Annotated in this window: 10 protein-coding genes; 6 read left to right on the forward strand and 4 right to left on the reverse strand. The window is 74.9% G+C overall.

The features are described from left to right. The first annotated feature begins 18 nt into the window (after window positions 1-18). Complete coding sequence (locus tag ACZ4W9_RS20555; protein WP_467937722.1) at window positions 19-10,521, forward strand: SDR family NAD(P)-dependent oxidoreductase; 10,503 nt, start codon at window positions 19-21, stop codon at window positions 10,519-10,521. A gap of 89 nt (window positions 10,522-10,610) precedes the next feature. On the opposite strand, the gene ACZ4W9_RS20560 is transcribed toward ACZ4W9_RS20555, so the two are convergent. Together ACZ4W9_RS20560 and ACZ4W9_RS20565 are read right to left on the reverse strand one after the other, a co-directional pair. Then, window positions 10,611-13,388, reverse strand: a complete 2,778-nt coding sequence (locus tag ACZ4W9_RS20560) for an AAA family ATPase (RefSeq protein ID WP_467937724.1) — start codon at window positions 13,386-13,388, stop codon at window positions 10,611-10,613. Window positions 13,389-13,992: 604 nt separating this feature from the next. Continuing rightward, on the reverse strand, window positions 13,993-14,787 hold the full coding sequence (locus tag ACZ4W9_RS20565) for an SDR family NAD(P)-dependent oxidoreductase (RefSeq protein ID WP_467937726.1): 795 nt from the start codon (window positions 14,785-14,787) through the stop codon (window positions 13,993-13,995). Window positions 14,788-14,903: 116 nt separating this feature from the next. On the opposite strand from ACZ4W9_RS20565, the gene ACZ4W9_RS20570 reads away from it, so the two are divergent. From ACZ4W9_RS20570 to ACZ4W9_RS20590, 5 genes are read left to right on the forward strand one after another with little or no spacing between them, the layout of a single operon-like run. Beyond that, the gene (locus ACZ4W9_RS20570) at window positions 14,904-15,092 is read left to right on the forward strand and encodes a hypothetical protein (RefSeq protein WP_467937728.1); all 189 of its coding nucleotides are present in this window, start codon (window positions 14,904-14,906) and stop codon (window positions 15,090-15,092) included. Then, the gene (kdpF, locus tag ACZ4W9_RS20575) at window positions 15,089-15,178 is read left to right on the forward strand and encodes a K(+)-transporting ATPase subunit F (protein WP_361808272.1); all 90 of its coding nucleotides are present in this window, start codon (window positions 15,089-15,091) and stop codon (window positions 15,176-15,178) included. The genes ACZ4W9_RS20570 and kdpF overlap by 4 nt, the downstream gene beginning before the upstream one ends. 8 nt (window positions 15,179-15,186) lie before the next feature. Continuing rightward, on the forward strand, window positions 15,187-16,848 hold the full coding sequence (kdpA, locus tag ACZ4W9_RS20580; protein WP_467937731.1) for a potassium-transporting ATPase subunit KdpA: 1,662 nt from the start codon (window positions 15,187-15,189) through the stop codon (window positions 16,846-16,848). Window positions 16,849-16,880: 32 nt separating this feature from the next. Next, window positions 16,881-18,980 (forward strand): potassium-transporting ATPase subunit KdpB, encoded by a 2,100-nt coding sequence (kdpB, locus tag ACZ4W9_RS20585; protein WP_467937775.1) that lies wholly within the window; start codon window positions 16,881-16,883, stop codon window positions 18,978-18,980. A 5-nt stretch (window positions 18,981-18,985) separates the two neighbouring features. Further along, window positions 18,986-19,621: a potassium-transporting ATPase subunit C gene (locus ACZ4W9_RS20590; RefSeq protein WP_467937733.1), complete on the forward strand. Its 636-nt coding sequence runs from the start codon at window positions 18,986-18,988 to the stop codon at window positions 19,619-19,621. A gap of 254 nt (window positions 19,622-19,875) precedes the next feature. On the opposite strand, the gene ACZ4W9_RS20595 is transcribed toward ACZ4W9_RS20590, so the two are convergent. Beyond that, entirely contained in the window at window positions 19,876-20,388 is a 513-nt protein-coding gene (locus ACZ4W9_RS20595; protein ID WP_467937735.1) for a GNAT family N-acetyltransferase, read from the reverse strand. A gap of 82 nt (window positions 20,389-20,470) precedes the next feature. Beyond that, a complete protein-coding gene (gene helR / locus ACZ4W9_RS20600; RefSeq protein ID WP_467937737.1) occupies window positions 20,471-22,642 on the reverse strand; it encodes an RNA polymerase recycling motor ATPase HelR in 2,172 nt (723 codons plus the stop codon). Window positions 22,643-22,762 lie beyond the last annotated feature (120 nt).

The raw sequence follows: 22,762 nt of genomic DNA on the forward strand, positions 1-22,762 counted from the left end.
CAGGGAGCGACACCGACCGTGGACACATCCGTCGAGCAGATCGTCGAGGCGCTGCGCGAGTCATTGCTCGAGAACGAGCGGCTGCGCGTGCAGAACGAACGGATCACCGAGGCGGCGCACGAGCCCGTCGCGATCGTCGCCATGAGCTGCCGCTACCCCGGCGGCGTACAGACCCCCGAACAGCTGTGGCAGCTGGTCGACACGGGCACGGACGCCGTCGGCGACTTCCCCGACGACCGCGGCTGGGACGTCGAGGGCATCTACGACCCCGACCCCGACACCCCCGGCCGCACCCATGTCCGCGAGGGCGGATTCCTGTACGACGCGGCCCGGTTCGACCCCGGCTTCTTCGGCATCAGCCCCCGCGAGGCCCTCGCCATGGACCCGCAGCAGCGGCTGCTGCTGGAGACCGCCTGGGAGGCCTTCGAGCGCGCCGGCATCGACCCGCACACCCTCAAGGGCAGCCGCACCGGCATCTACGCGGGCGTCATGTACCACGACTACGGCAGCTGGCTCACCGACGTCCCGGAGGGCGTCGAGGGCTACCTTGGCAACGGCAACCTCGGCAGCGTCGCCTCCGGCCGCGTCTCCTACCTCCTCGGCCTGGAGGGGCCCGCCGTCACCGTCGACACCGCCTGCTCCTCCTCCCTCGTCGCCCTGCACCTCGCCGTCCAGGCCCTGCGCACCGGCGAGTGCACCCTCGCCCTGGCCGGCGGCGTGACCGTCATGTCCACCCCGGACACCTTCATCGACTTCTCCCGTCAGCGCGGCCTCGCCCTCGACGGCCGCTGCAAGTCCTTCGCCGACGGCGCCGACGGCACCGGCTGGGGCGAGGGCGCCGGTCTGCTGCTGCTGGAACGGCTCTCCGACGCCCGCCGCAACGGCCACCGCGTGCTGGCCGTCGTCCGCGGCTCCGCCGTCAACCAGGACGGCGCCTCCAACGGCCTGACCGCCCCCAACGGCCCCTCCCAGCAGCGCGTCATCCGCGCCGCCCTCGCCAATGCCCGCCTCGAACCCCACCAGGTGCACGCCGTCGAGGCGCACGGCACCGGCACCCCGCTCGGCGACCCCATCGAGGCGCAGGCGCTGCTCGCCACCTACGGCCGGGACCGGGCCGAGCCGCTGTGGCTGGGCTCGGTCAAGTCGAACATCGGGCACACCCAGGCCGCCGCCGGGGTCGCCGGCGTCATCAAGATGGTGATGGCCATGCGGCACGGCCGGCTTCCCAGGACCCTGCACGCCGAACACCCCACCACCCAGGTCGACTGGGACGCGGGCGCCGTCGAACTGCTCCGCGAGGCCCGGGACTGGCCCACCGACGGCGAGCCCCGCCGCGCCGCCGTCTCCTCCTTCGGCATCAGCGGCACCAACGCCCACGTCATCGTCGAAGCCGCCCCCGAGACCGAGCCCCGTGCCGCGGACCCCGCCTGGAGCGGCCCCCTCCCGCTGGTGCTGTCCGGCAACGGCCCCCGGGGCCTGGCCGCCCAGGCCCGCCGCCTCCTCGACCACCTCGCCACCGGCACCGACCCCGTCCCCGACATCGCCCACACCCTCGCCGCCGGGCGCGCCGCGCTGGACGAACGGGCCGTCGTCACCGCGGCCCACCCACCCGCCCTCACCGCCGGGCTGACCGCCCTCACCGAGGGCGACGACACCGCGCCGAACGTGGTGCGCGGCCGGCCGGCGGGGGAGTCCCGCATCGCCTTCGTCTTCCCCGGGCAGGGCTCCCAGTGGGCCGGCATGGCCGCCGACCTCCTCGACACCTCACCGGTGTTCGCCGCGCGCATGGCCGACTGCGCCGCCGCCCTCGCCCCCGTCACCGACTGGGACCTCCTCGAGACCGTACGGTCCCGGCAGCCGCTGGACCGCGTGGACGTCGTCCAGCCCGTGCTGTGGGCGATCATGGTGTCCCTCGCCGAGGTGTGGCGCGCCCACGGGATCCGGCCGGCCGCCGTCGTCGGCCACTCCCAGGGCGAGATCGCCGCCGCCTGCGTGGCCGGCGCGCTCTCCCTCGCCGACGGCGCCCGCGTGGTGGCCCTGCGCAGCCGGGCGATCGCCCGGGAACTGTCCGGCCGCGGCGGCATGATGTCGGTGGCCCTGCCCGAGGCCCGGGTCCGCGACCTCCTCGCGCCCTACGCCGGCCGGGTCTCGGTGGCCGCCGTCAACGGCGCCTCCTCCGTGGTGCTGTCCGGCGACGCCGACGCCCTCGACACACTCCGCGCGGCCGTCGTGGCCGGCGGCGACCGCGCCAAGCGGCTCCCCGTGGACTACGCCTCGCACTCCGCGCACGTCGAGTCGATCCGGGAGCGACTGCTCGCCGACCTGGCGGGCATCCGGCCCCGGCCCGCCGAGGTGCCGTTCTACTCCACCGTCACCGGCACCCGCCTCGACACCACCGGCCTGGACGCCGGCTACTGGTACACCAACCTCCGGCAGACCGTGCTGTTCGCACCGGCCACCCGCACCCTGCTCGACGCCGGGTACGGCGTGTTCGTCGAGTGCAGCCCCCACCCCGTGCTGCTGCACAGCGTCGAGGAGACCGCCGACACCGCCGGCGCCGCCGTCACCGGCCTCGGCTCCCTGCGCCGCGACGACGGCGGCACCGAGCGCCTGCTGACCGCCCTCGGCGAGGCCTTCGTCGCCGGCCTCCCGGTGGACTGGGCACCCGTCTTCGACGGCCTGCCGGTCCGCACCGCCGACCTGCCCACCTACGCCTTCCAGCGTGAGCGGTACTGGCTGGGCCGGTCCGCCTCCGGCGGCGACGTCACCGCCGCCGGACTCGAGACCACCGGCCACCCCCTGCTCGGCGCCGCCGTCCCGGTCGCCGAGGGCGGCACCGTGTTCACCGGCCGGCTCGCCACCGCCACCACGCCCTGGCTGGCCGACCACGCCGTGTCCGGCACCCCCCTGCTGCCCGGCACCGCCCTGGTCGAACTGGCCCTCGGCGCCGGCCACCGGCTCGGCTGCGGACACCTGGCCGAACTCACCCTCGAGGCACCGCTGACCCTGCCCGAGCGGGGCGCCGTCCAGCTCCAGCTGCACGTGGCCGCCGCCGACGACACCGGACACCGCGCGCTGAGCGTCCACTCCCGCCCCGAGGGCGACGACGACACCGCCTGGACGCGGCACGCCACCGGCCTGCTCGCCCCCCGGGCCGCCGCCCCCGCCTTCGACCTCACGGCCTGGCCGCCGCCGGGCGCGCGGCCCGTACCGGCCGAGGACGCCTACGACCGCCTGGCCGCCCTCGGCTACGACTACGGGCCCGCCTTCCAGGGGCTGCGCGCCGTGTGGCGGCGCGGCGACGAGACCTTCGCCGAGGTCGAACTCCCCGGGGAAGCGGACGGGTTCGCCCTGCACCCGGCCCTGTTCGACGCCGCGCTGCACGCCGACGGCCTCACCGCCGACGGCCGGGACGGCACCCGGCTGCCGTTCTCCTGGACCGGGGTCTCGCTGTACGCGGCCGGGGCCACCGCCCTGCGGGTCCGGCTGCACGGCACCGGGGACGCGCTCGCCCTCCAGCTCGCCGACCCCACGGGCGCCCCGGTCGCCGAGGCCGAGTCCCTGGTCTCCCGGCCCGTCGACCCGGCCGCGCTCACCTCCGCCGCCCGCACCGACGCCCTGTACCGGCTGGACTGGCCGGCCCTGCCCGTACCCGAGGCACCCACGCCCGAGTACACGGTCCTGGACGAACGGGGCCCGGCCGCGCTGGAGACCGTCCCGGCATGGGCGGTGCTGGCCGCCGGCGGCGACGGCCCGGGCACCGGCACACACCGGGCGGCCGAGCGCGTGCTGACCGCCGTACAGGACTGGCTGGCCGACGAACGCACCGCCGGCGCCCGGCTGCTGGTCCTCACCCGGGGCGCCGTGGCGGCGGGGCGGGAGGACGTCACCGACCTGACGGGCGCCGCGGTGTGGGGCCTGGTCCGGGCGGCCCAGGGGGAGCACCCCGGGCGGTTCGTGCTCGTGGACACCCTCGCGGACGCCGGTGGCGCCGACGCCGCCGTGGCCGCCGCCGCGGCGAGCGGTGAAACCCAGCTCGCCCTGCGCGACGGCACCGTGCGCGTGCCCCGGCTCGCCCGTGCCACCCCGCGAGGACAGGCACCGGCCCTCGACCCGGACGGCACCGTGCTGATCACCGGCGGTACCGGTGTGCTCGGCGCCCTGGTCGCCCGGCACCTGGTCGCCGAGCACGGCGTCCGCCGCCTGGTGCTGGCCGGCCGCAGCGGCACCGCCGCCGAGGACTTCGCCGGCCTGGACGCGGAGATCACCGTGGCCCGCTGCGACGCCGCCGACCGGGACCAACTGGCCCGGCTGCTCGCCGAGATACCGCCGGACCGCCCGCTGACCGCCGTCTTCCACCTCGCCGGCGTCCTGGACGACGGCCTGGTGACCGACCAGACGGGCGAGCGCCTGGCCGCCGTACTGCGGCCCAAGGCCGACGCCGCCTGGCATCTGCACGAGCTGACCCGCGACCTCGGCCTCGCCGCGTTCGTGCTGTTCTCCTCCGCCGCGGGCACGGTCGACGGCGCGGGACAGTCCGGCTACGCCGCCGCCAACGCCTTCCTCGACGCGCTGGCCGCCCACCGCACCCACCACGGTCTGCCCGCCCACTCGCTGGCCTGGGGCTTCTGGGAGCAGCGCACCGGCCTGACCGCGCACCTCACCGACGCCGATGTGGCCCGCATGGCCCGCGCGGGCGTCCGCCCGCTGTCCACCGAGGAGGGGCTGCGCCTGCTCGACGCCGCCCTGGGCGCCGCCGAGCCGCTGCTGCTCCCGGTCGGCCTGGACGCGGCCGTGCTGCGCCGGGCCACGGACGTCCCGGCGGTGCTGCGCGGCCTGGTGCCCGCCCGCGCCCGCCGCACGGCGGCCACCCGCGCGGACTCGGCCCCGCTCGCCGACCGGCTCGCCGCCCTCGGCCCCGCCGAACGCGACGCGGCCCTCCTGGAACTGATCCGCACCCAGGTCGCCGCCGTGCTCGGCCACGGCAGCGACATGACGCTGGATCCGCGCCGCTCCTTCCGCGAGTCCGGGTTCGACTCGCTGACGGCGGTGGAACTGCGCAACCGGCTGGGCGCCGCGGTGGGCCTGCGCCTGCCCGCCACCCTGGTCTTCGACTACCCGGACGCGGGCGCGCTCGTCGCCCACCTCAGGACGGAACTGTTCGGCGAGGACGACGGGTCCGCCGCCGACGTCACCGTGCGGGAGGCGGACGAGCCGGTCGCCATCGTCGCCATGGCCTGCCGCTACCCCGGCGGCGTCGCCACCCCCGAGGAGCTGTGGCGGCTGCTGGCCGACGGCGGCGACGGCATCGGCGCCTTCCCCGCCGACCGCGGCTGGGACCTGGACGGCCTGTACGACCCGGAGCCCGGCAAGGCCGGCCACTCCGTCACCCGGTCCGGCGGATTCCTGTACGACGCCGCCGACTTCGACCCCGACTTCTTCGGCATCGGCCCGCGCGAGGCCCTGGCCATGGACCCGCAGCAGCGGCTGCTGCTGGAGACGTCCTGGGAGGCGCTGGAGCGGGCCGGCATCGACCCGCACTCCGTGCGCGGCAGCCGTACCGGCGTGTTCGCGGGCATCATGTACCACGACTACGGCAGCCGGCTGCGCCGCGTCCCGGAAGCCGTGCGCGACCACCTCGGCAACGGCAGCCTCGGCAGCGTGGCCTCCGGCCGGGTCGCCTACGCCCTCGGCCTGGAGGGCCCGACGCTCACGGTCGACACGGCGTGCTCGTCGTCCCTGGTGGCGCTGCACCTGGCCGCGCAGGCGCTGCGGCAGGGCGAGTGCACGCTGGCACTGGCGGGCGGGGTGTCCGTGATGTCGACCGTCGACACGTTCGTGGACTTCAGCAGGCAGCGCAATCTGGCGGCCGACGGCCACGCCAAGTCCTTCGCCGACGCGGCGGACGGCACGGCCCTGTCCGAGGGCGCCGGCATGCTCGTCCTGGAGCGGCTGAGCGACGCCCGCCGCAACGGGCACCCGGTGCTGGCCGTCGTCCGGGGCTCCGCCGTCAACCAGGACGGCGCCTCCAACGGCCTCACCGCCCCCAACGGGCCCTCCCAGCAGCGGGTCATCCGGCAGGCGCTGGCCGCCGCGCACCTCACCCCGGCCGACGTGGACGCCGTCGAGGCGCACGGCACGGGGACGACCCTGGGCGACCCGATCGAGGCACAGGCCCTCCTCGCCACCTACGGCCAGGACCGCGAGGAGCCGCTGTGGCTGGGCTCCGTCAAGTCGAACATCGGGCACACCCAGGCCGCCGCCGGGGTCGCCGGGATCATCAAGATGGTCATGGCGATGCGTCACGGTGTGCTGCCCAGGACCCTGCACGTGGACAAGCCGTCGTCCCAGGTCGACTGGGAGGCGGGCAACGTACGGCTGCTGACCGAGGATCGTCCGTGGCCGGCCGCGGACCGGCCGCGCCGGGCCGGGGTGTCCTCCTTCGGCATCAGCGGCACCAACGTCCACACCATCATCGAGGAGGCACCCGCCGAGGAGCCCGCACCGGGCCCGGACCCGGCCTCGGTCCCGCTGCTGCCGCTCGTCGTCTCCGGGGCCACCCCCGAGGCGCTGGCCGCCCAGGCCGCCCGGCTGCGCGCGGTCGCCGGCCGGCCGCTGCCCGACCTCGCGCGCTCCCTGGCCACGGGCCGCGCCGCCCTCACCCACCGGGCCGCCGTCGTCGCCCGCGACGGGGACGAACTCCTCGCCGCCCTCACCGCGCTGGCCGACGGCACCGGCTCCGACGCCGTGGTCCGCGGCCGGCCCGAAGGCGGCAAGACGGCCGTCCTCTTCACCGGCCAGGGCGCCCAGCGCCCGGGCATGGGCCGGGGCCTGTACGCCGCCCACCCCGCCTTCCGGGAGGCGCTCGACGAGGTCTGCCGGGCACTCGACGCCCACCTCGACCGCCCGCTGCGGGAGGTGATGTGGGCCGAGCCCGGCACCGAGGACGCCGGCCTGCTCGACCACACGCTCTACACCCAGAGCGCCCTGTTCGCCGTGGAGACCGCGACGTACCGGCTGCTGGAGTCCCACGGTGTGCGCCCGGACCGGCTGGCCGGACACTCCATCGGCGAACTGACGGCCGCGCACGTCGCCGGGGTGTGGGACCTCGCGGACGCCGCCCGGCTGGTCGCCGCGCGCGGCCGGCTGATGCAGGCGCTGCCCGCCGGAGGCGCGATGCTCGCCCTCGACGCCACCGAGGACGAGGTGCTGCCCCACCTCGGCCCCGAGGTGTCCGTCGCCGCCGTCAACGGGCCCCGCGCCGTCGTCGTCTCCGGCACCGAGGCCGCCGTGGCCGCGGTCGCCGCCGCCCTCCCCGGCCGCCGCACCAGGCGGCTGCGGGTCAGCCACGCCTTCCACTCCCCGCTGATGGACCCGATGCTCGCGGAGTTCGAGAAGACCGCCCGGGAACTGCGGTACGCGCCGCCCGCGATCCCCCTCGTCTCCAACCTGACCGGAGCGCTCGCCGGCGAGGACGAGGTGTGCGACCCCGGGTACTGGGTGCGGCACGTCCGCGAGACGGTCCGCTTCGGCGACGGCGTCCGCGCGCTGGAGGCCGACGGGGTGCGCACCTTCCTCGAACTCGGCCCCGACGCCGTCCTGTCGGCCCTGGGCGCGCACGCCGTCGCCGACGCCGAACGGTCGGCGTTCGTCCCGGCGCTGCGCCGCGACCGGGACGAGGAGCGGACCTTCGCGGCCCTGCTCGGCACCGCCCACGTGCGCGGGGTCCCCGTCGACTGGCGGCGGGTGTTCGCCGGCACCGGCGCCCGCCGCACCGACCTGCCCACCTACGCCTTCCAGCGGCGGCGGCTGTGGCTGGACGACGAGCCCGGCGCGGTCGCCGACGCGGGCGGCCTCGGCCAGGCCCCGGCCGGGCATCCGATGCTCGGCGCGGCCCTGGACCTCGCCGACGACGACCGGGTCACACTGACCGGCCGCCTCTCCCTGGCCACCCACCCCTGGCTCGGCGACCACGCCGTGGCCGGTGTCGTCCTCGTCCCGGGCAGTGCCCTCGTCGAACTGGCCGTCCAGGCCGGCGACCGCACCGGCTGCCCGCACCTCGCGGAACTCACCCTGGAACGCCCGCTGGTGCTGCCCGGGACCGGCGCCGTCCACCTCCAGGTGACCGCCGCCGCCCCCGGCGCCGACGGGCACCGGAGGCTCACCGTGCACGCCCGCCCGGAGGGCACGGACGGCGCGTGGACCCGGCACGCCACCGGCGTCCTCGCCCCCCGCACCGCACCGGAACCGGCCGCGCTGACCGACTGGCCGCCCGCCGGCGCCGTACCCGTGGACGTCACCGGCACCTACGACCACCTGGCCGCGCAGGGCTACGCCTACGGGCCGCTGTTCCGCTGCCTGCGCGGCGCGTGGCGGCTCGGCGCGGAGGTCTGGGCCGAACTCGCCCTGCCCGAGCCCGCCGCGGCCGACGGCTTCGCGCTGCACCCGGCGCTGCTCGACTCCACCCTGCACGCCATCGACCTGCTCGACGGCCAGGACCCGACCGTGCTCACCCTGCCCTTCTCCTGGGAGGGCGTCACCCTGCACGCGACCGGTGCCACGGCGGTGCGGCTGCGGCTGACCCCGCACGGCACCGACCACATGACCCTGCGCCTGTACGACGGCACGGGCGCGCCCGTGGCCGAGGTGACCGCGCTGCGCATCCGCCAGGTGACCGCCGACCAGCTGAACGCGGCCGCGCCCGAGCCCGGCGACCTGTTCGGGCTGCGGTGGACCGAACTGCCGGTCCCCGCGGGCGGCCCGGCGCCCGCACCGCGTACCCTCACCGTGGATCCCGCCCCCGGCGCCGAACCGCCCGCCGTGGCGCGTGAGACCGCCGTACGCGCCCTCGCCGCGCTGCGACGGCACCTCGCCGGCGCACCGGACGGCGTGCCGCTGGTGGTGCTGACCCGGTCCGCCGTCGCCGTCCGCGCCGACGACGTGCCCGACCCGGCGCAGGCCGTGCTCTGGGGCCTGGTGCGGTCGGCCGCGGTCGAGCACCCGGGCCGCTTCGTCCTCGTCGACACCGACGGCGAGGACGCCTCGGCCGGCGCCCTCCCGGCCGCCGTGGCCACCGGCGCTCCCGAACTCGCCCTGCGCGCCGGCACGGTGTACGCCCCGGAGCTGACCCGCGTCACCGCTCCCGACCCGGAGGGAGCCGCTCTGGACCCGGAGGGGACCGTTCTGGTCACCGGTGGCACCGGGAGCCTCGGGCGGCTGCTGGCGCGGCACCTGGTGACCCGGCACGGGGTCCGGCACCTGCTGCTGGCCGGCCGGGGCGGGCGGCTGCCCGAGCCCGGCGCCCTGGACGACCTGGCGGCCCTGGGCGCGAGCGTGACCGTCGCCGCCTGCGACGTCACCGACCGGGCCGCGCTCGCCGGCCTGCTGGCGTCCGTGCCCCCCGCGCACCCGCTGACCGCCGTCGTGCACGCCGCGGGAATCCTGGACGACGGCCTGGTCACCGACCTCACCCCCGAACGGCTGGACGCGGTGATGCGGCCCAAGGCCGACGCCGCCTGGCACCTGCACGAGCTGACCCGCGACCTCGGCCTCGCCGCGTTCGTGCTGTTCTCGTCCGCCGCCGGCACCCTGGGCGCGGCGGGCCAGGCCAACTACGCGGCGGGGAACGCCTTCCTGGACGCCCTGGCCGTCCGGCGGCGCGCCGAGGGGCTGCCCGCCCTCTCGCTGGGCTGGGGACTGTGGGACACGGGGGAGGGCATGGCGGCCGGGCTCGGCGAGACCGAGCTGCGCCGGCTGGCCCGCGACGGCATCCTGCCGCTGCCCGCCGACCGCGCCCTGGCCCTGTTCGACCGCGCGCTGACCGCCGGGCGGGCGCCGGCCGCCGACCGGGCTCTGCTGCTGCCGGTGCGCGTGCGGGCCACCGAGGACGCCCCCGCCCTGGTACGCGGCCTCGCCCCCGCCGCCGTACGGCGCCCCGCCCGCCCGGCGGCCACCCTCGCGCCCGCGACCGCCGAGCCGCTGGCGGACCGGCTGGCCCGCCTCGGCGCCGCCGACGCGCTGGAGCTGCTGGTGGAGACGGTGTGCGGGCACGTCGCCGACGTCCTCGGCCATGCCTCCGGCAGCGCCGTCGACCCCCAGCGCTCCCTGGGCGACCTCGGCGTGGACTCGCTGGCCGCGCTGGAGCTGCGCAACCGGCTCGGCGCGGACACCGGCCTGCGGCTGTCCACCACGCTCACCTTCGACTACCCGACGTCCGAGGCCCTCGCCCGGCACCTGTTCACGGAGCTGGGCGGCGACCGCGCCGCCGAGCCGGCCGTCGACATCGAGGCCGAGGTGGTGCGGCTGGAGGAGGTGCTGGGGACCGCGCTGGACTCGCCCGCGCTGGACGAGGAGCAGCGCGCCCGGGTGGCGGCCCGGCTGCGCACCCTCAGCGCCCGCTGGGACGGCACCGGCGAGTGGCGGGAGAGCGGCACCGCACCCGCCGGCGGGACGGGGCTGGAGACGGCCACCGCCGACGAGCTGTTCGGCATCCTGGACGACGAACTCGGCAGCTTCAGCTGACCGGGCGGCGCGCGGCACGCGGCCCCACCGGTGACCTCCCGGTGGGGCCGCGTACCGCGCCTCTCGTACGGCGAGGCGCCGGGGGCCGCTCAGCCCGCCGATGTATGGGTGTCGGCCCAGCGGTCCGACAGTTTGGGGATGCGGTGCTCCAGCATTTTCGACGGCAGCTCCGCCCGGCTGGCCACCTGGAGCTTGCGGTAGACCCGGGTGAGGTGCTGCTCCACCGTGCTGATCGTGACGTGCAGCCGGGCGCTGATCTCCCGGTTGGTGTAGCCGAGCGCGGCCAGTCCGGCGACCCGGCACTCGGCGTCGCTGAGGATGGCCGGGCCGTCCTCGGACTCGGCGGCCTCGGGCCGTACCGGGTCCTCCAGCAGGTGCGCGTCGACCGGCGACTCGATCCGGCAGGCCTCGGCCTCCCGGGCGGCCCGCCGGGCCACCAGCCGGGCCCGGGCGTACTCGCCGAGCTCGTAGTGCGCGGCGGACAGGTCGGCGTAGGCCTGCGCCAGCGCGTAGCGGTCGCCGCACGTCTTGAGCAGGTCGATCGTCTCGCGCAGCAGCGAGGCCCGGCGGTGCGGCTTGCTGGTCGCGGCCAGCAGCCGCAGTGCCATGGCCCGGGCCCGGGAGCTGTGCCCGCCCGGCAGCCGCAACTGCTCCTCGGCCCACTCGCGGGCCGTGCGGGCCTTGCCGATCCGCAGATTGGCCAGCGCCAGGTCGGACCGCCAGGGGATGCCCTTCTGCAGGCTGGGATTGCCCTCGCGGAGCAGCCGGCCGCAGGTCTCGAAGTCGCCCAGGGCCGCGAACGGCCGGTCGGTGGCGAGGTAGTGGTGACCGCGGGCGCGCAGGTACTGGATGCCGAACACGGTGCGGAACATGGGTTCCGGCACATCGCGCTTGAGCAGTTCCTCGGCCTCGGCGTGGGAGCCGGTGGCGGTGTGCGCGGAGATGGCCGTCGACAGCGGCAGGCCGATCAGCACCCCCCAGCTCTGCGCGCCCAGGATGCCGAGCGCGTCGAGCGCGCCCCGCGACGCGGTGGTCACGTCCCCCCGCAGCAGGGCGATCTCGGCCCGGATGGAGCCGAGCAGGGCCTGCCAGGTCGTCGCCCCGCGCTCCGCGGCGCACTCCAGCAGCCCGTCGCAGGCCGCGGCGGCGACCGCGGGCCGGTCCGCGTGGGCGATCGCCAGCAGCGACATCGCGACCAGTTCGAGGTTGAGATGGTCCAGTTGGTGTCCTTGCAGGGCCTGGGCGACGGCCGCCGCGGACTCGTCGGTGGCCTCGCCGCCGACCAGCGCCGCCACCCGTGCGGCCAGTCCGCCGCCGTCGGCGCGCACCGGGCGGGGGCGCGGGGCGGGGCCGGCGGCCGGGGCGCCCTTGCCGGGCAGCGCCACGCCGTAGAACCACTGCCGCACGAACTCCACCTCGGCGACGATCTGCACGTCGGCGGGCGACTGGGCGTGTACGAGCGTGGTGACGGCCTTGGCGGCCAGTTCGGTGTCGCCCCGCCACAGCAGGTACCGCAGGACGGTGGCGGTGTCCCGCATGCTCAGCCCGCCGTCCAGCGCGACCTCGCGCAGCGGCTCCAGGTGGGGGCCGGCCGCCGCCGGGTTGGTACGCCACTGGGCGCGGGCCAGTGCCACCGACAGGGCGTGGCGTTCCTGTTCGTCGGCGCAGACGCGCAGGACCATGCCGAGATAGTCGGTGCAGCGCTCCACGTCGTCGGCGGCCAGCGCCTGTTCCGCGGCGGTGCGCAGCGCTCCCGCGCCCCAGCCCGCCGGGACCTGGCCGGCGGCGTGCAGATGCCGCGCCACCTCGACGGCCGGGGCGCCGGAACGATACAGCAGGTGGGCGATCCGGCCGTGCAGTTCGGAGCGGGCGGTGGCGTCCATGTCCTCCAGGACGGCCGCGGCGGCGGTGGGGTGCCGGAAGGCGTGACCGTCCAGCAGTCCGGAGGAGTTGAGGACGGCGACGGCCTCCTGGGCGCCGGCGGGCGTGGTGCCGGCCAGCTCCGCGACGGAGACGGTCTGCGCGAGGGTGCCGAGCGCGGCCAGGGCCCGGGCCACCCGGACCCCTCCCGCCCCGCCGCGGTGCAGCAGGGACAGCACGGCCTGGCGGTAGGCGGCGCCGGCCACGGGCGGGCCGATCTCGGGGCCGAGGCCGGCGCTGTCGTCCAGCAGGGCGTGGATGAGGAAGGGGCTGCCGGCGGTGGCCCGGTGGTAGGCGCCGGACACGAGGTCCGGCAGGGCCCGGCCGGCCTGGGCGGCGAGGAGTTCGCCGACGCCCGCCTCGGACAGCGGGGCCAGCCGCACCCGTTGGTGCGGCTGGCGCAGCAGTTCGGTGTGCGCGTCCGAGCGGGCCGCGCCGAAGTGCCCGGAGGTGGCGCACACCACGAGCACCCGCCGGGAGCGGCTGCGGCGCAGCAGATGGATGACCGTCGTCAGCGACTCGGGGTCCATGGCGTGGGCGTCGTCCAGGGCGAGGACCAGGGGGCGTTCGCCGGGGACGAGGCTCAGCAGGGCCTCGGTCCCCTCGGCCGGCCGGAGCGCCGGGGCGCGGGGTTCTGGGGGACGGGCGTCCCGCGCCGCGGGGCGCGCGGCCGGGGGAGCGTGGTGTGCCAAGGCGTTCTCCGCCTCGGCGTTGCCGAGTAATTGCCCGACCAGGCTCATCGGCTGGTGCCGTTCCGCCGCGCAGGCCGTACCGGCCAGGACCCGCGCGTCGGCACTGTGCAGTGTGGCCAGGAATTCGTGCATCAACTGGGTCTTGCCGGATCCCGGGCCCCCCGTGATGATCACGAGGCGGCCGTTTCCCCGCGCACAGTCGGTGAATGCCTCGGCCAGGGACCGGAGTTCTCTCGAACGGCCGAAGATGTGCATCGTGCCTCTCCCCATGAATTCTTCAAGGCGAACCGGATCGTGCTCCGCTTTCCGCGTGATGAGCGAGGGCGGGGTGTCACGCGACGGTGCGTGGAGAGTTCACAAGGGCGGCGACGGCGCGACAAAGGCGGCGCGCCGAACCGGCCCGGTCCCTGGCGGACGGCTGCTGACCGGCGGCGCCGTGCGTGTGCGGCCGCCGATGTGCTCCCTGCCTGCATCGCGAGGGGCGTTGCATCCTCTGGTCTCCCCGTATGTGCCGCGTACTGTCGACACCCCGAATCGATTTCGGCCAGTAATTGGCCGAAATCGATTCGGGGTGTCCACGGCTTTGCTGGTCGAATCCTGAATTAAAGATTAGAAACACATAGCAGATCGGAACGCTATCTGTCCAGGTCAACGTTGTCAACTGTCGTCATGTATCCGTCAGTTGTGGTGTGCGTGGGCCTCCTGCCTACTGGCCGGACGGTCCGCCGAGGCATCGTTTTACGGGCCGTTTATTTACCGGATGGTTAATGAAAGGATCCGGGCAGGCGCAATCGTGAGATCGGTCACGCGAAAGGCGGTGTGGCTGCCCGTTCGGGCACGGCCCCCGCCCGGAGGTCGGTCAGGGGAGGATCGAGTCGATGTACCCGCCGTCCACGCGCAGGGCCCCGCCGGTCGTGGCCGACGCCTGCTCGGAACTGAGATAGACGACCATATGGGCGATCTCCTCGGGCTCGATCAGCCGCTGCAGCAGGGACTGCGGACGGTGCCGGCGCATGAACTCGCGCTGCGCCTCGTCCCAGGGCAGCTCCCGGTCGACCAGCTCGTATACGAAGTCCTCGACGCCGCCGGTGTGGGTGGGGCCCGCGATGACCGAGTTCACCGTCACGCCCGTGCCCGCGGCCTTCTTGGCGAAGCCCCGGCCCACCGCCAGCAGGGCGGTCTTGGACATTCCGTAGTGGATCATCTCCGCGGGGACGACCACCGCCGAGTCGCTCGCCACGTACTGCACGCGGCCCCAGCCCCGCTCGGTCATGCCCGGCAGATACAGCCGGGTCAGCCGTACGGCGGCCAGGACGTTCACCTCGAAGTAGCGCCGCCACTCCGCGTCGCTGATCTCCAGCGGGTCGGCGGCGCCGAAGATGCCGAGGTTGTTCACGAGGATGTCCACCCGGGGCAGCAGCTTTGCCACCCGGGCCGCGCCCTCGTCCCCGGAGACGTCGGCGGCCACCGGCACCGCCTCGGCACCGGGCACCTGCCTCGTCAGCGCCTCCACGCTCTCGGCCACCCGCCGCTCGTCGCGGCCGTTGACCCCCACCCGGGCCCCGGCCCGGGCGAGCGCGACGGCGATGGCGGCGCCGATGCCCTGTGTCGAGCCGGTGACCAGTGCGGTACGTCCTGTCAGATCGATTCGCATGAGGAAACGAGTTCCCCCCGGCCCGCGGCCCTACCGTGCCCCGCGCCCGTCCGCCTTGAAAAGCGCACGGCCGTGCGCCGGTGTCGACCGGCAGCCGTAAGGGATCCGTCAAAGCCATGGGCCCTGCCGTAAGGGAGGCGTCAACAACGGCCGGATCCGGTCAGAGAGGCGCTTTCCTCGTACACGTCCGTTTCCACCGCACCTCACTCCAGGAGTTCGCGATGGCCGATCCGGCCTTCGTCCTCACCGTGCTCGCCGGTTTCGCGCTGGTGGCTCTCGTCGCCAAGGGGGTGACGAAGCTGTGACCGCCGAGAACGTCGTCGGCCTGCTCGTGGCCGTCGCCCTGCTGGGCTACCTCGTCCTCGCCCTGATCTTCCCGGAGAGGTTCTGAGCACGCACATGGGTCCCGTACTGGCAGGCGTGCTCCAACTGCTCGCCCTCGTCGGCGCGCTGGCGCTCGTCCACATCCCGCTCGGCACCTACATGGCCCGGGTCTACACCTCACGGCGCCACCTGCGGGCGGAGCGGTGGATCTACCGGGCCATCGGCGCCGACCCCGACGCCGAGATGACCTGGCCCGCGTATCTGCGCGGTGTGCTGGCCTTCTCCCTGGCCGGTGTCCTGTTCCTCTACCTGCTCCAGCGGCTCCAGGGCATCCTGCCCGGCTCGCTCGGCTTCGCCTCGGTGAACCCCGCGCAGTCGTTCAACACGGCCGTCTCCTTCGTCACCAACACCGACTGGCAGTCGTACGCCGGCGAGCAGACCATGGGGCACGTCGTGCAGACCGCCGGTCTGGCCGTGCAGAACTTCGTGTCGGCCGCCGTGGGCATGGCCGTGGCCGTGGCACTGGTGCGCGGCTTCACCCGGTCCCGCTCCGGTGGACTGGGCAACTTCTGGGCCGACCTGGTACGCGGCACGCTGCGCGTCCTGGTGCCCGTCGCCGCGCTCGCCGCCGTGGTGCTGGTGGCCTCGGGCGCGCTGCAGAACTTCTCCGGCATCCACGAGGTCGGGCAGTTCACGGGCGGCCGGCAGCAGTGGGGCGGCGGCGCGTACGCCTCGCAGGAGGCCATCAAGGAACTGGGCACCAACGGCGGCGGCGTCGCCAACGCGAACAGCGCCCACCCCTTCGAGAACCCGACCCCGTTCACGAACCTGCTGGAGATCTTCCTCATCCTGGTGATCCCCTTCTCGCTGACCCGCACCTTCGGCGTGCTGGTCGGCAGCGTGAGGCAGGGCTACGCGATCCTCGGCACGATGGCGGCCGTCTGGCTGGGCTTCGTCGCGCTGATGATGTGGACCGAGTTCGCCCACCACGGCCCGGCGCTCAAGGCCGCGGGCGGGGCGATGGAGGGCAAGGAGGTCCGCTTCGGCGTCGGCGGCTCCTCGATCTTCGCGGTGACGACCACGCTCACGTCGACCGGTGCGGTGGACTCCTTCCACTCCTCCTTCACCGGCCTGGGCGGCGGCATCACCCTGCTCGGCATGATGCTGGGTGAGATCGCGCCCGGCGGCGTCGGCTCCGGCCTGTACGGCATGCTGATCATGGCGGTGATCGCGGTGTTCATCGCCGGCCTGATGGTCGGCCGCACCCCCGAGTACCTGGGCAAGAAGATCGGCGCCCGGGAGATGAAGCTCGCCGCCTGCTACATCCTCGTCACCCCGGCGCTCGTCCTGGTCCTCACCGCGGCCTCCCTGGCCCTGCCGACCCCGCCGCACTCGATGCTCGACCCGGGCGCGCACGGTTTCTCCGAGGTGCTGTACGCGTTCACCTCGGCGTCGAACAACAACGGCTCGGCCTTCGCCGGCCTGAACGCGAACACCGACTGGTTCAACACCATGACCGGGCTCGCCATGCTGCTCGGCCGCTTCCTGCCGATGGTGTTCGTGCTGGCGCTCGCCGGCTCGCTCGCCGGGCAGCGGCCCGTCCCGGTGACGGCGGGCACCCTGCGCACCGAGAAGCCGCTGTTCACGGGCCTGCTGGCGGGCGCCGTCCTCATCGTCACCGGTCTCACCTACTTCCCGGCCCTGGCACTGGGCCCGCTCGCGGAGGGCCTGGCGTGACGAGCACCGACATACACCCGCAAGAGGACCCGATGACGTCCGCTCCCACCCTCGCACCCCACCAGGACGCCCCCACGGGGCAGCGGCCCCCCGGGCGCCGCGTCGGCGCGGGTCTCTTCGACCCCGCGCAACTGGTCGGGTCGCTGCCGGAGGCCTTCCGGAAGCTGGATCCGCGGGTGATGGTCAAGTCCCCCGTGATGTTCGTGGTGTGGATCGGCTCGGTCCTGACCACCGTCTTCTCCTGCACGGACCCCGGCGACCGGTTCGGCTGGACCATCAGCGCCTGGCTGTGGCTGACCGTGCTCTTCGCCAACCTGGCGGAGGCGGTCGCCGAGGGCCGCGGCAAGGCGCAGGCCGACACCCTGCGCAAGGCCAAGAGCGGCACCGTAGCGCGCCGGCTGCGGACGGACGGCTCCGAGGAACGCGTCCCGGGCACCGGGCTGACCATCGGCGACCTGGTGGTCTGCGAGGCCGGGGACGTCGTCCCCGGCGACGGGGACGTGGTGGAGGGTGTCGCGTCCGTGGACGAGTCGGCCATCACCGGCGAGTCCGCGCCGGTCATCCGCGAGTCCGGCGGCGACCGCAGCGCCGTCACGGGCGGGACGAAGGTGCTGTCGGACCGGATCGTCGTCCGGATCACGACCAGGCCCGGCGAGACCTTCCTCGACCGGATGATCAGCCTGGTGGAGGGCGCGGCCCGGCAGAAGACGCCGAACGAGATCGCCCTGGACATCCTGCTGGCCTCGCTGACCGTCGTCTTCCTGCTGGCCTGCGCCACGCTGCCGCCCTTCGCGGAGTACGCGGGCACCCGCCTGACGATGGTCGTGCTGGTCGCCCTGCTGGTGTGCCTGATCCCGACCACCATCGGCGCCCTGCTGTCCGCGATCGGCATCGCCGGCATGGACCGCCTGGTGCAGCGCAATGTGCTGGCCATGTCGGGCCGCGCGGTCGAGGCCGCCGGTGACGTCTCGACGCTGCTGCTCGACAAGACCGGCACCATCACCCTCGGCAACCGGCAGGCCGCCGAGTTCCTGGCGGTGGGCGCTGCGACACAGGCCGAGGTCGCCGACGCCGCCCAGCTGTCGTCGCTCGCCGACGAGACCCCCGAGGGCCGCTCCGTCGTCGTCCTGGCCAAGGAGTGCTACGGGCTGCGCGAACGCCACCGGGGAGAACTCGCCGGCGCCGCATGGATCGCCTTCACCGCCCGGACCCGCATGTCCGGCGTGGACGTGGACGGCCGCAGGATCCGCAAGGGCGCCGCCGCCTCGGTCATCGCCTGGGTGCGGGAGCGGGGCGGCACGGTCGCCGAGGACGCGGACCGGACGGCCGGACGCGTCTCCGCCGCCGGCGGCACCCCGCTGCTGGTCGCGGTCGAGGACGACAGGGGCGCCCGGGTGCTGGGCGTCATCCATCTCAAGGACGTCGTCAAGGAGGGCATGCGGGAACGGTTCGAGGAGCTGCGCCGCATGGGCATCAGAACGGTCATGGTCACGGGGGACAACCCGCTGACCGCCGGGGCGATCGCCGCGGAGGCGGGCGTGGACGACTTCCTCGCCGAGGCCACCCCCGAGGACAAGATGGCCCTCATCAAGCGCGAGCAGGCCGGCGGCAGGCTGGTCGCGATGACCGGCGACGGCACCAACGACGCGCCGGCCCTCGCCCAGGCGGACGTCGGCGTGGCCATGAACACCGGTACGTCGGCCGCCAAGGAGGCCGGCAACATGGTCGACCTCGACTCCGACCCGACGAAGCTGATCGAGATCGTGGAGATCGGCAAGCAGCTCCTCATCACCCGGGGCGCGTTGACGACGTTCTCCATCGCCAACGACGTGGCCAAGTACTTCGCGATCATCCCGGCGCTGTTCGCGGCCGTCCACCCGGGCCTGGACAGGCTGAACATCATGCGGCTGTCCTCACCGGACTCGGCGATCCTGTCGGCGGTCGTCTTCAACGCGCTGATCATCCTCGCGCTGGTGCCGCTGTCCCTGAGGGGCGTGCGCTACCGGCCGATGAGCGCGGACCGGATGCTGCGCCGCAACCTCGGGATCTACGGCATCGGCGGTCTGATCGCGCCGTTCCTCGGCATCAAGCTCATCGACCTCGTCATCTCTTCGATCCCCGGGATCGGGTGAAGGACATGAAGAACTCTCTCCTGAACACCGGCCGGCTGCTGGGCGCGGGCCTGCGGGCGCTGCTGGTGTTGACCGTGCTCACAGGCGTCCTCTACCCGCTGGCCGTCACAGGTGTGGCCCAGGCGCTCTTCCCCGGCCCGGCGAACGGCTCGGAGATCAAGGCGGACGGCAAGGTCGTCGGCTCCTCCCTCATCGGCCAACAGGGCTACGGCCTGCGGTACTTCCAGCCCCGCCCGGCACGCGGACTGGCCGGGAACTCGGTCAACACCCGATACCGGCTGCTGGTGTCCGGCGCGACCAACCTCGCCGCCGACAACAAGGAGCTGCTCCGCCAGGTCGAGGACGCCAAGGCCGAGGTCGTCCGGGACAACTCGGTGCCCGGTCATCCGGTCGGGCCCTCCGACGTCCCCGCCGACGCCGTCACCTCCTCCGGCTCCGGCCTGGACCCGGACATCTCCCCGGCCTACGCCGCGCTCCAGGTGCGCCGGGTCGCCGCCAGGAACCGCCTGCCCGTCACCGCGGTGCGCGGGCTGGTCGAGGACCACACCGAGGGACGCACCCTGGGCTTCCTCGGCGAACCCCGCGTGAACGTCCTGGAGCTGAACATCGCGCTCCGGGATCTCGTGGCCAAGCGGCGATGACGGTCTTACGCGGCCCCCGAGCCGCGAACAGGAAAGGCGTACGCCCATGACCCGGGCCGGGACGTCCGCCTCACCGCGCCCGAGTGGGGCAACCGGCCGCACGCCACGGCGGGGGACCGCCCGCCCGGTGGGCGTCCGGGCCGTGGACCCGATCCCGGGCCCCGACACGTCGCCGCGCGCGGCCACCCGAGCGTGGAAATCCGGATCGGACACCGGCTTCCCCCCTCCGGTGGGGGCACCCGGACCCGTCCTCGTCACCGGATCGGATCCGTCCGCGGATCGACGGCCCAGTGGTTGGCCCGCAGCATCCGCCCCGCGAACTCCACCTCGACCTCCGCCCGGAACCGGAACCCGACGGACCGGCAGATACCGTTCGACGCCCCGTTGGCGACCGCCGGGAAGGCGTGCACCACGCCCCACCGCCCCTGCTCCCGGGCCTTCTCCAGGAGGGCGCGGACGGCGCGCTTGCCGAGGCCACGGCCCTGGAACTCCGGCAGCACCATCCACCCGATCTCGGAGACCGGCCCGCCGCCGGGGTCGTGCGACCACAGGGTTACCTGGCCCGCCACCACCTCCGGCCGGCCCGGGTCGGGAACGATCATCTTGATCCACGCCTGGTCGTCCGCCGCCTGCCGGACATCCCGCCCGACCTTGTCCGCGATCCCCTCGCGCGGCAGGGGGCCGCCGAGGCCGGCCATCATGGCGGGGTCGCAGCGCATCCGGACGTAGGCGTCGACATCACCCGGTGACACATCGCGCAGTTCCACAGGTCCCCTCCCTTTTCCCGGGGTTTCCCCGGGACTTCCCCAGGATTTTCCCGGGATCCTCCCACGGGCGGCTCCGGGTGGGTCAGGGGCTGGTGAGGAGCACGAGCCGGCCGGTGGCCCGGGTCATCGCGACGTAGCGGTCCACCGCCCCCTGGACGCCGGTGCCGAAGCGGTCCGGGTCGACGAGGACGACCAGGTCGAATTCGAGCCCCTTGGTCAGCTCGGGAGGCAGGGAGCGGACCCGGGAGGCCGCCGGGAAGGAGGGGTCGCCGATGACGCAGGCGGTCCCGTCGGCGTGCGTGGCGAGCCAGGTGTCCACGACCGAGCGCAGCTCCGCGACGGAGCCGTGGCCGACGGGCACACCGCTGCGGCGCACGGACACCGGCACGTTGGCGTCGGGCAGCACGGCCCGGATCACCGGCTCGGCCCGGGCCATGACCTCCTCGGGCGTACGGTAGTTCACGCTCAGCGAGGCCAGCCGGATCCGGTCGAACCCGACCCGTTCGAGCCGCTGGTTCCAGGACTCCGTGAACCCGTGCCGGGCCTGCGCCCGGTCCCCGACGATCGTGAAACTCCGGGACGGGCACCGCAGCAGCAGCATCTGCCACTCCGCGTCGGTCAGCTCCTGCGCCTCGTCCACGACGATGTGCGCGAACGGCCCGGCGAGCAGGTCGGGATCGGCGGCGGGCAGCTCGCCCTCGTCCACCAGGCTGACCTTCGCGTCCTCCCCGCGCAACATCGCCACCAGGCCCTCGCCGTCGTCCCCGTCGGCCCCGGACGTCGCCACGGCCTGGACGAGGTTGTCGACGACCCGCTCCATGCGCTCCCGCTGCGCCGCGAGGAGCGCCGCGTTCCGCCGTGCGCGCCGCGCCGCCTCCGGGTCGCCGAGCCGCTGCCGCGCCGCGTCCAGCAGCGGCAGGTCCGACACCGTCCAGGCCTGCGCGTCCGCGCGCCGCAACCGCCGGACCTCCTCCGGGCCGAGCCAGGGGGCGCACAGCCGCAAGTAGGCGGGCACCGTCCACAGGTCGCCGACCAGGTCGGCCGCCTCCAGCTGCGGCCACGCCCGGTCGAGGGCCGCCAGCAGCTCCCGGTTCGTCCGCAGCGACCTGCGCAGCAGCTCGGAGGGGGCGTCGCCGTCGTGCTTGTCCTCCAGGATCGTCAGCAGTTCCGCCAGCACCTGCTCACGGGCCTCGTTGTGGGGGGTGCCGGGCTCCGCCGCGTCGAACGCCGCCGCCCAGTCGTCCGCGGTCAGCCGGATGTCGGACCAGGGGGTGGTGACCGTCATGTCCTCGGTGGGCGGTTCCTCGTAGAACCTGACGGCCGTCTCGATCGCCCGCACCATCCGCGCGGACGACTTCAGCCGGGCCGCCTCCGGGTCGGTCTCGGGGACCGCCCGGGCCCCCTCGGCGACCAGGTCGCGCAGGGTGCAGGTCTGCACGCCCTCCTCGCCGAGGCCGGGCAGGACGTCGGCGACGTAGGACAGGTACGGCCGGTGCGGGCCGACGAACAGCACCCCGCCCCGGCGGTGCCCGAGCCGGGGATCGGCGTACAGCAGGTAGGCGGAGCGGTGCAGGGCCACCACCGTCTTGCCGGTGCCCGGGCCGCCGTCCACGACGAGCGCGCCCCGCGAACCCGCCCGGATGATGGCGTCCTGGTCGGCCTGGATGGTGCCGAGCACGTCCCGCATCCGCGTCGAACGGCTGCCGCCCAGACCGGCGATGAACGCGGACTGGTCGTCCAGCGCGGCGTGCCCCACCAGGCCGTCGGCGGTGAACACCTCGTCCCAGTAGTCGCCGATCCGGCCGTTCGTCCAGCGGTACCGGCGGCGGCTCACCAAGCCCATCGGGTGGGCGTGGGTGGCGCCGAAGAACGGCTCGGCGGCAGGGGAGCGCCAGTCGACCAGCAGCCGCCGGCCCGTGCTGTCGGTGAGGCCGAGCCGTCCGACGTACACGGGCCCGGGGTCGTCCGCGGTGACCATGCGCCCGAGGCACAGGTCCAGCCCGAAGCGGCGCAGCGTCCGCAGCCGGGCGGTCAGCCGGTGGATCTCCGCGTCCCGGTCCATCGCCTGCCGGCCGGTGCCGCCGGGCGCCCGGCGTTCGGCGTCGAGCCGCCCGGTCAGTTCGGCGATCGACTGCTCCAGGCACTCCGCGATCGCCGCGAAGTGCCGCTCGTCGTCGCCGATCAGCGCGGGGTCGGCCTTCGCGGACAGCCGGTCGGGAAGGTCGAACGCGCTGGTGGTCAGGTGGGATGTCACGTATCTGTCTCCGATGAGGCCGCGTTCTCGGCCGCGTAGTGGTCGTGTCGGTGGTTCCGGGCCGGTCGCGCCCGGCCGGCGGACGGGCCGGGCGGCCCGGTGCCCGCCGGTTCACCGGTG

The organism is Streptomyces sp. NPDC029296 (assembly GCF_055569255.1).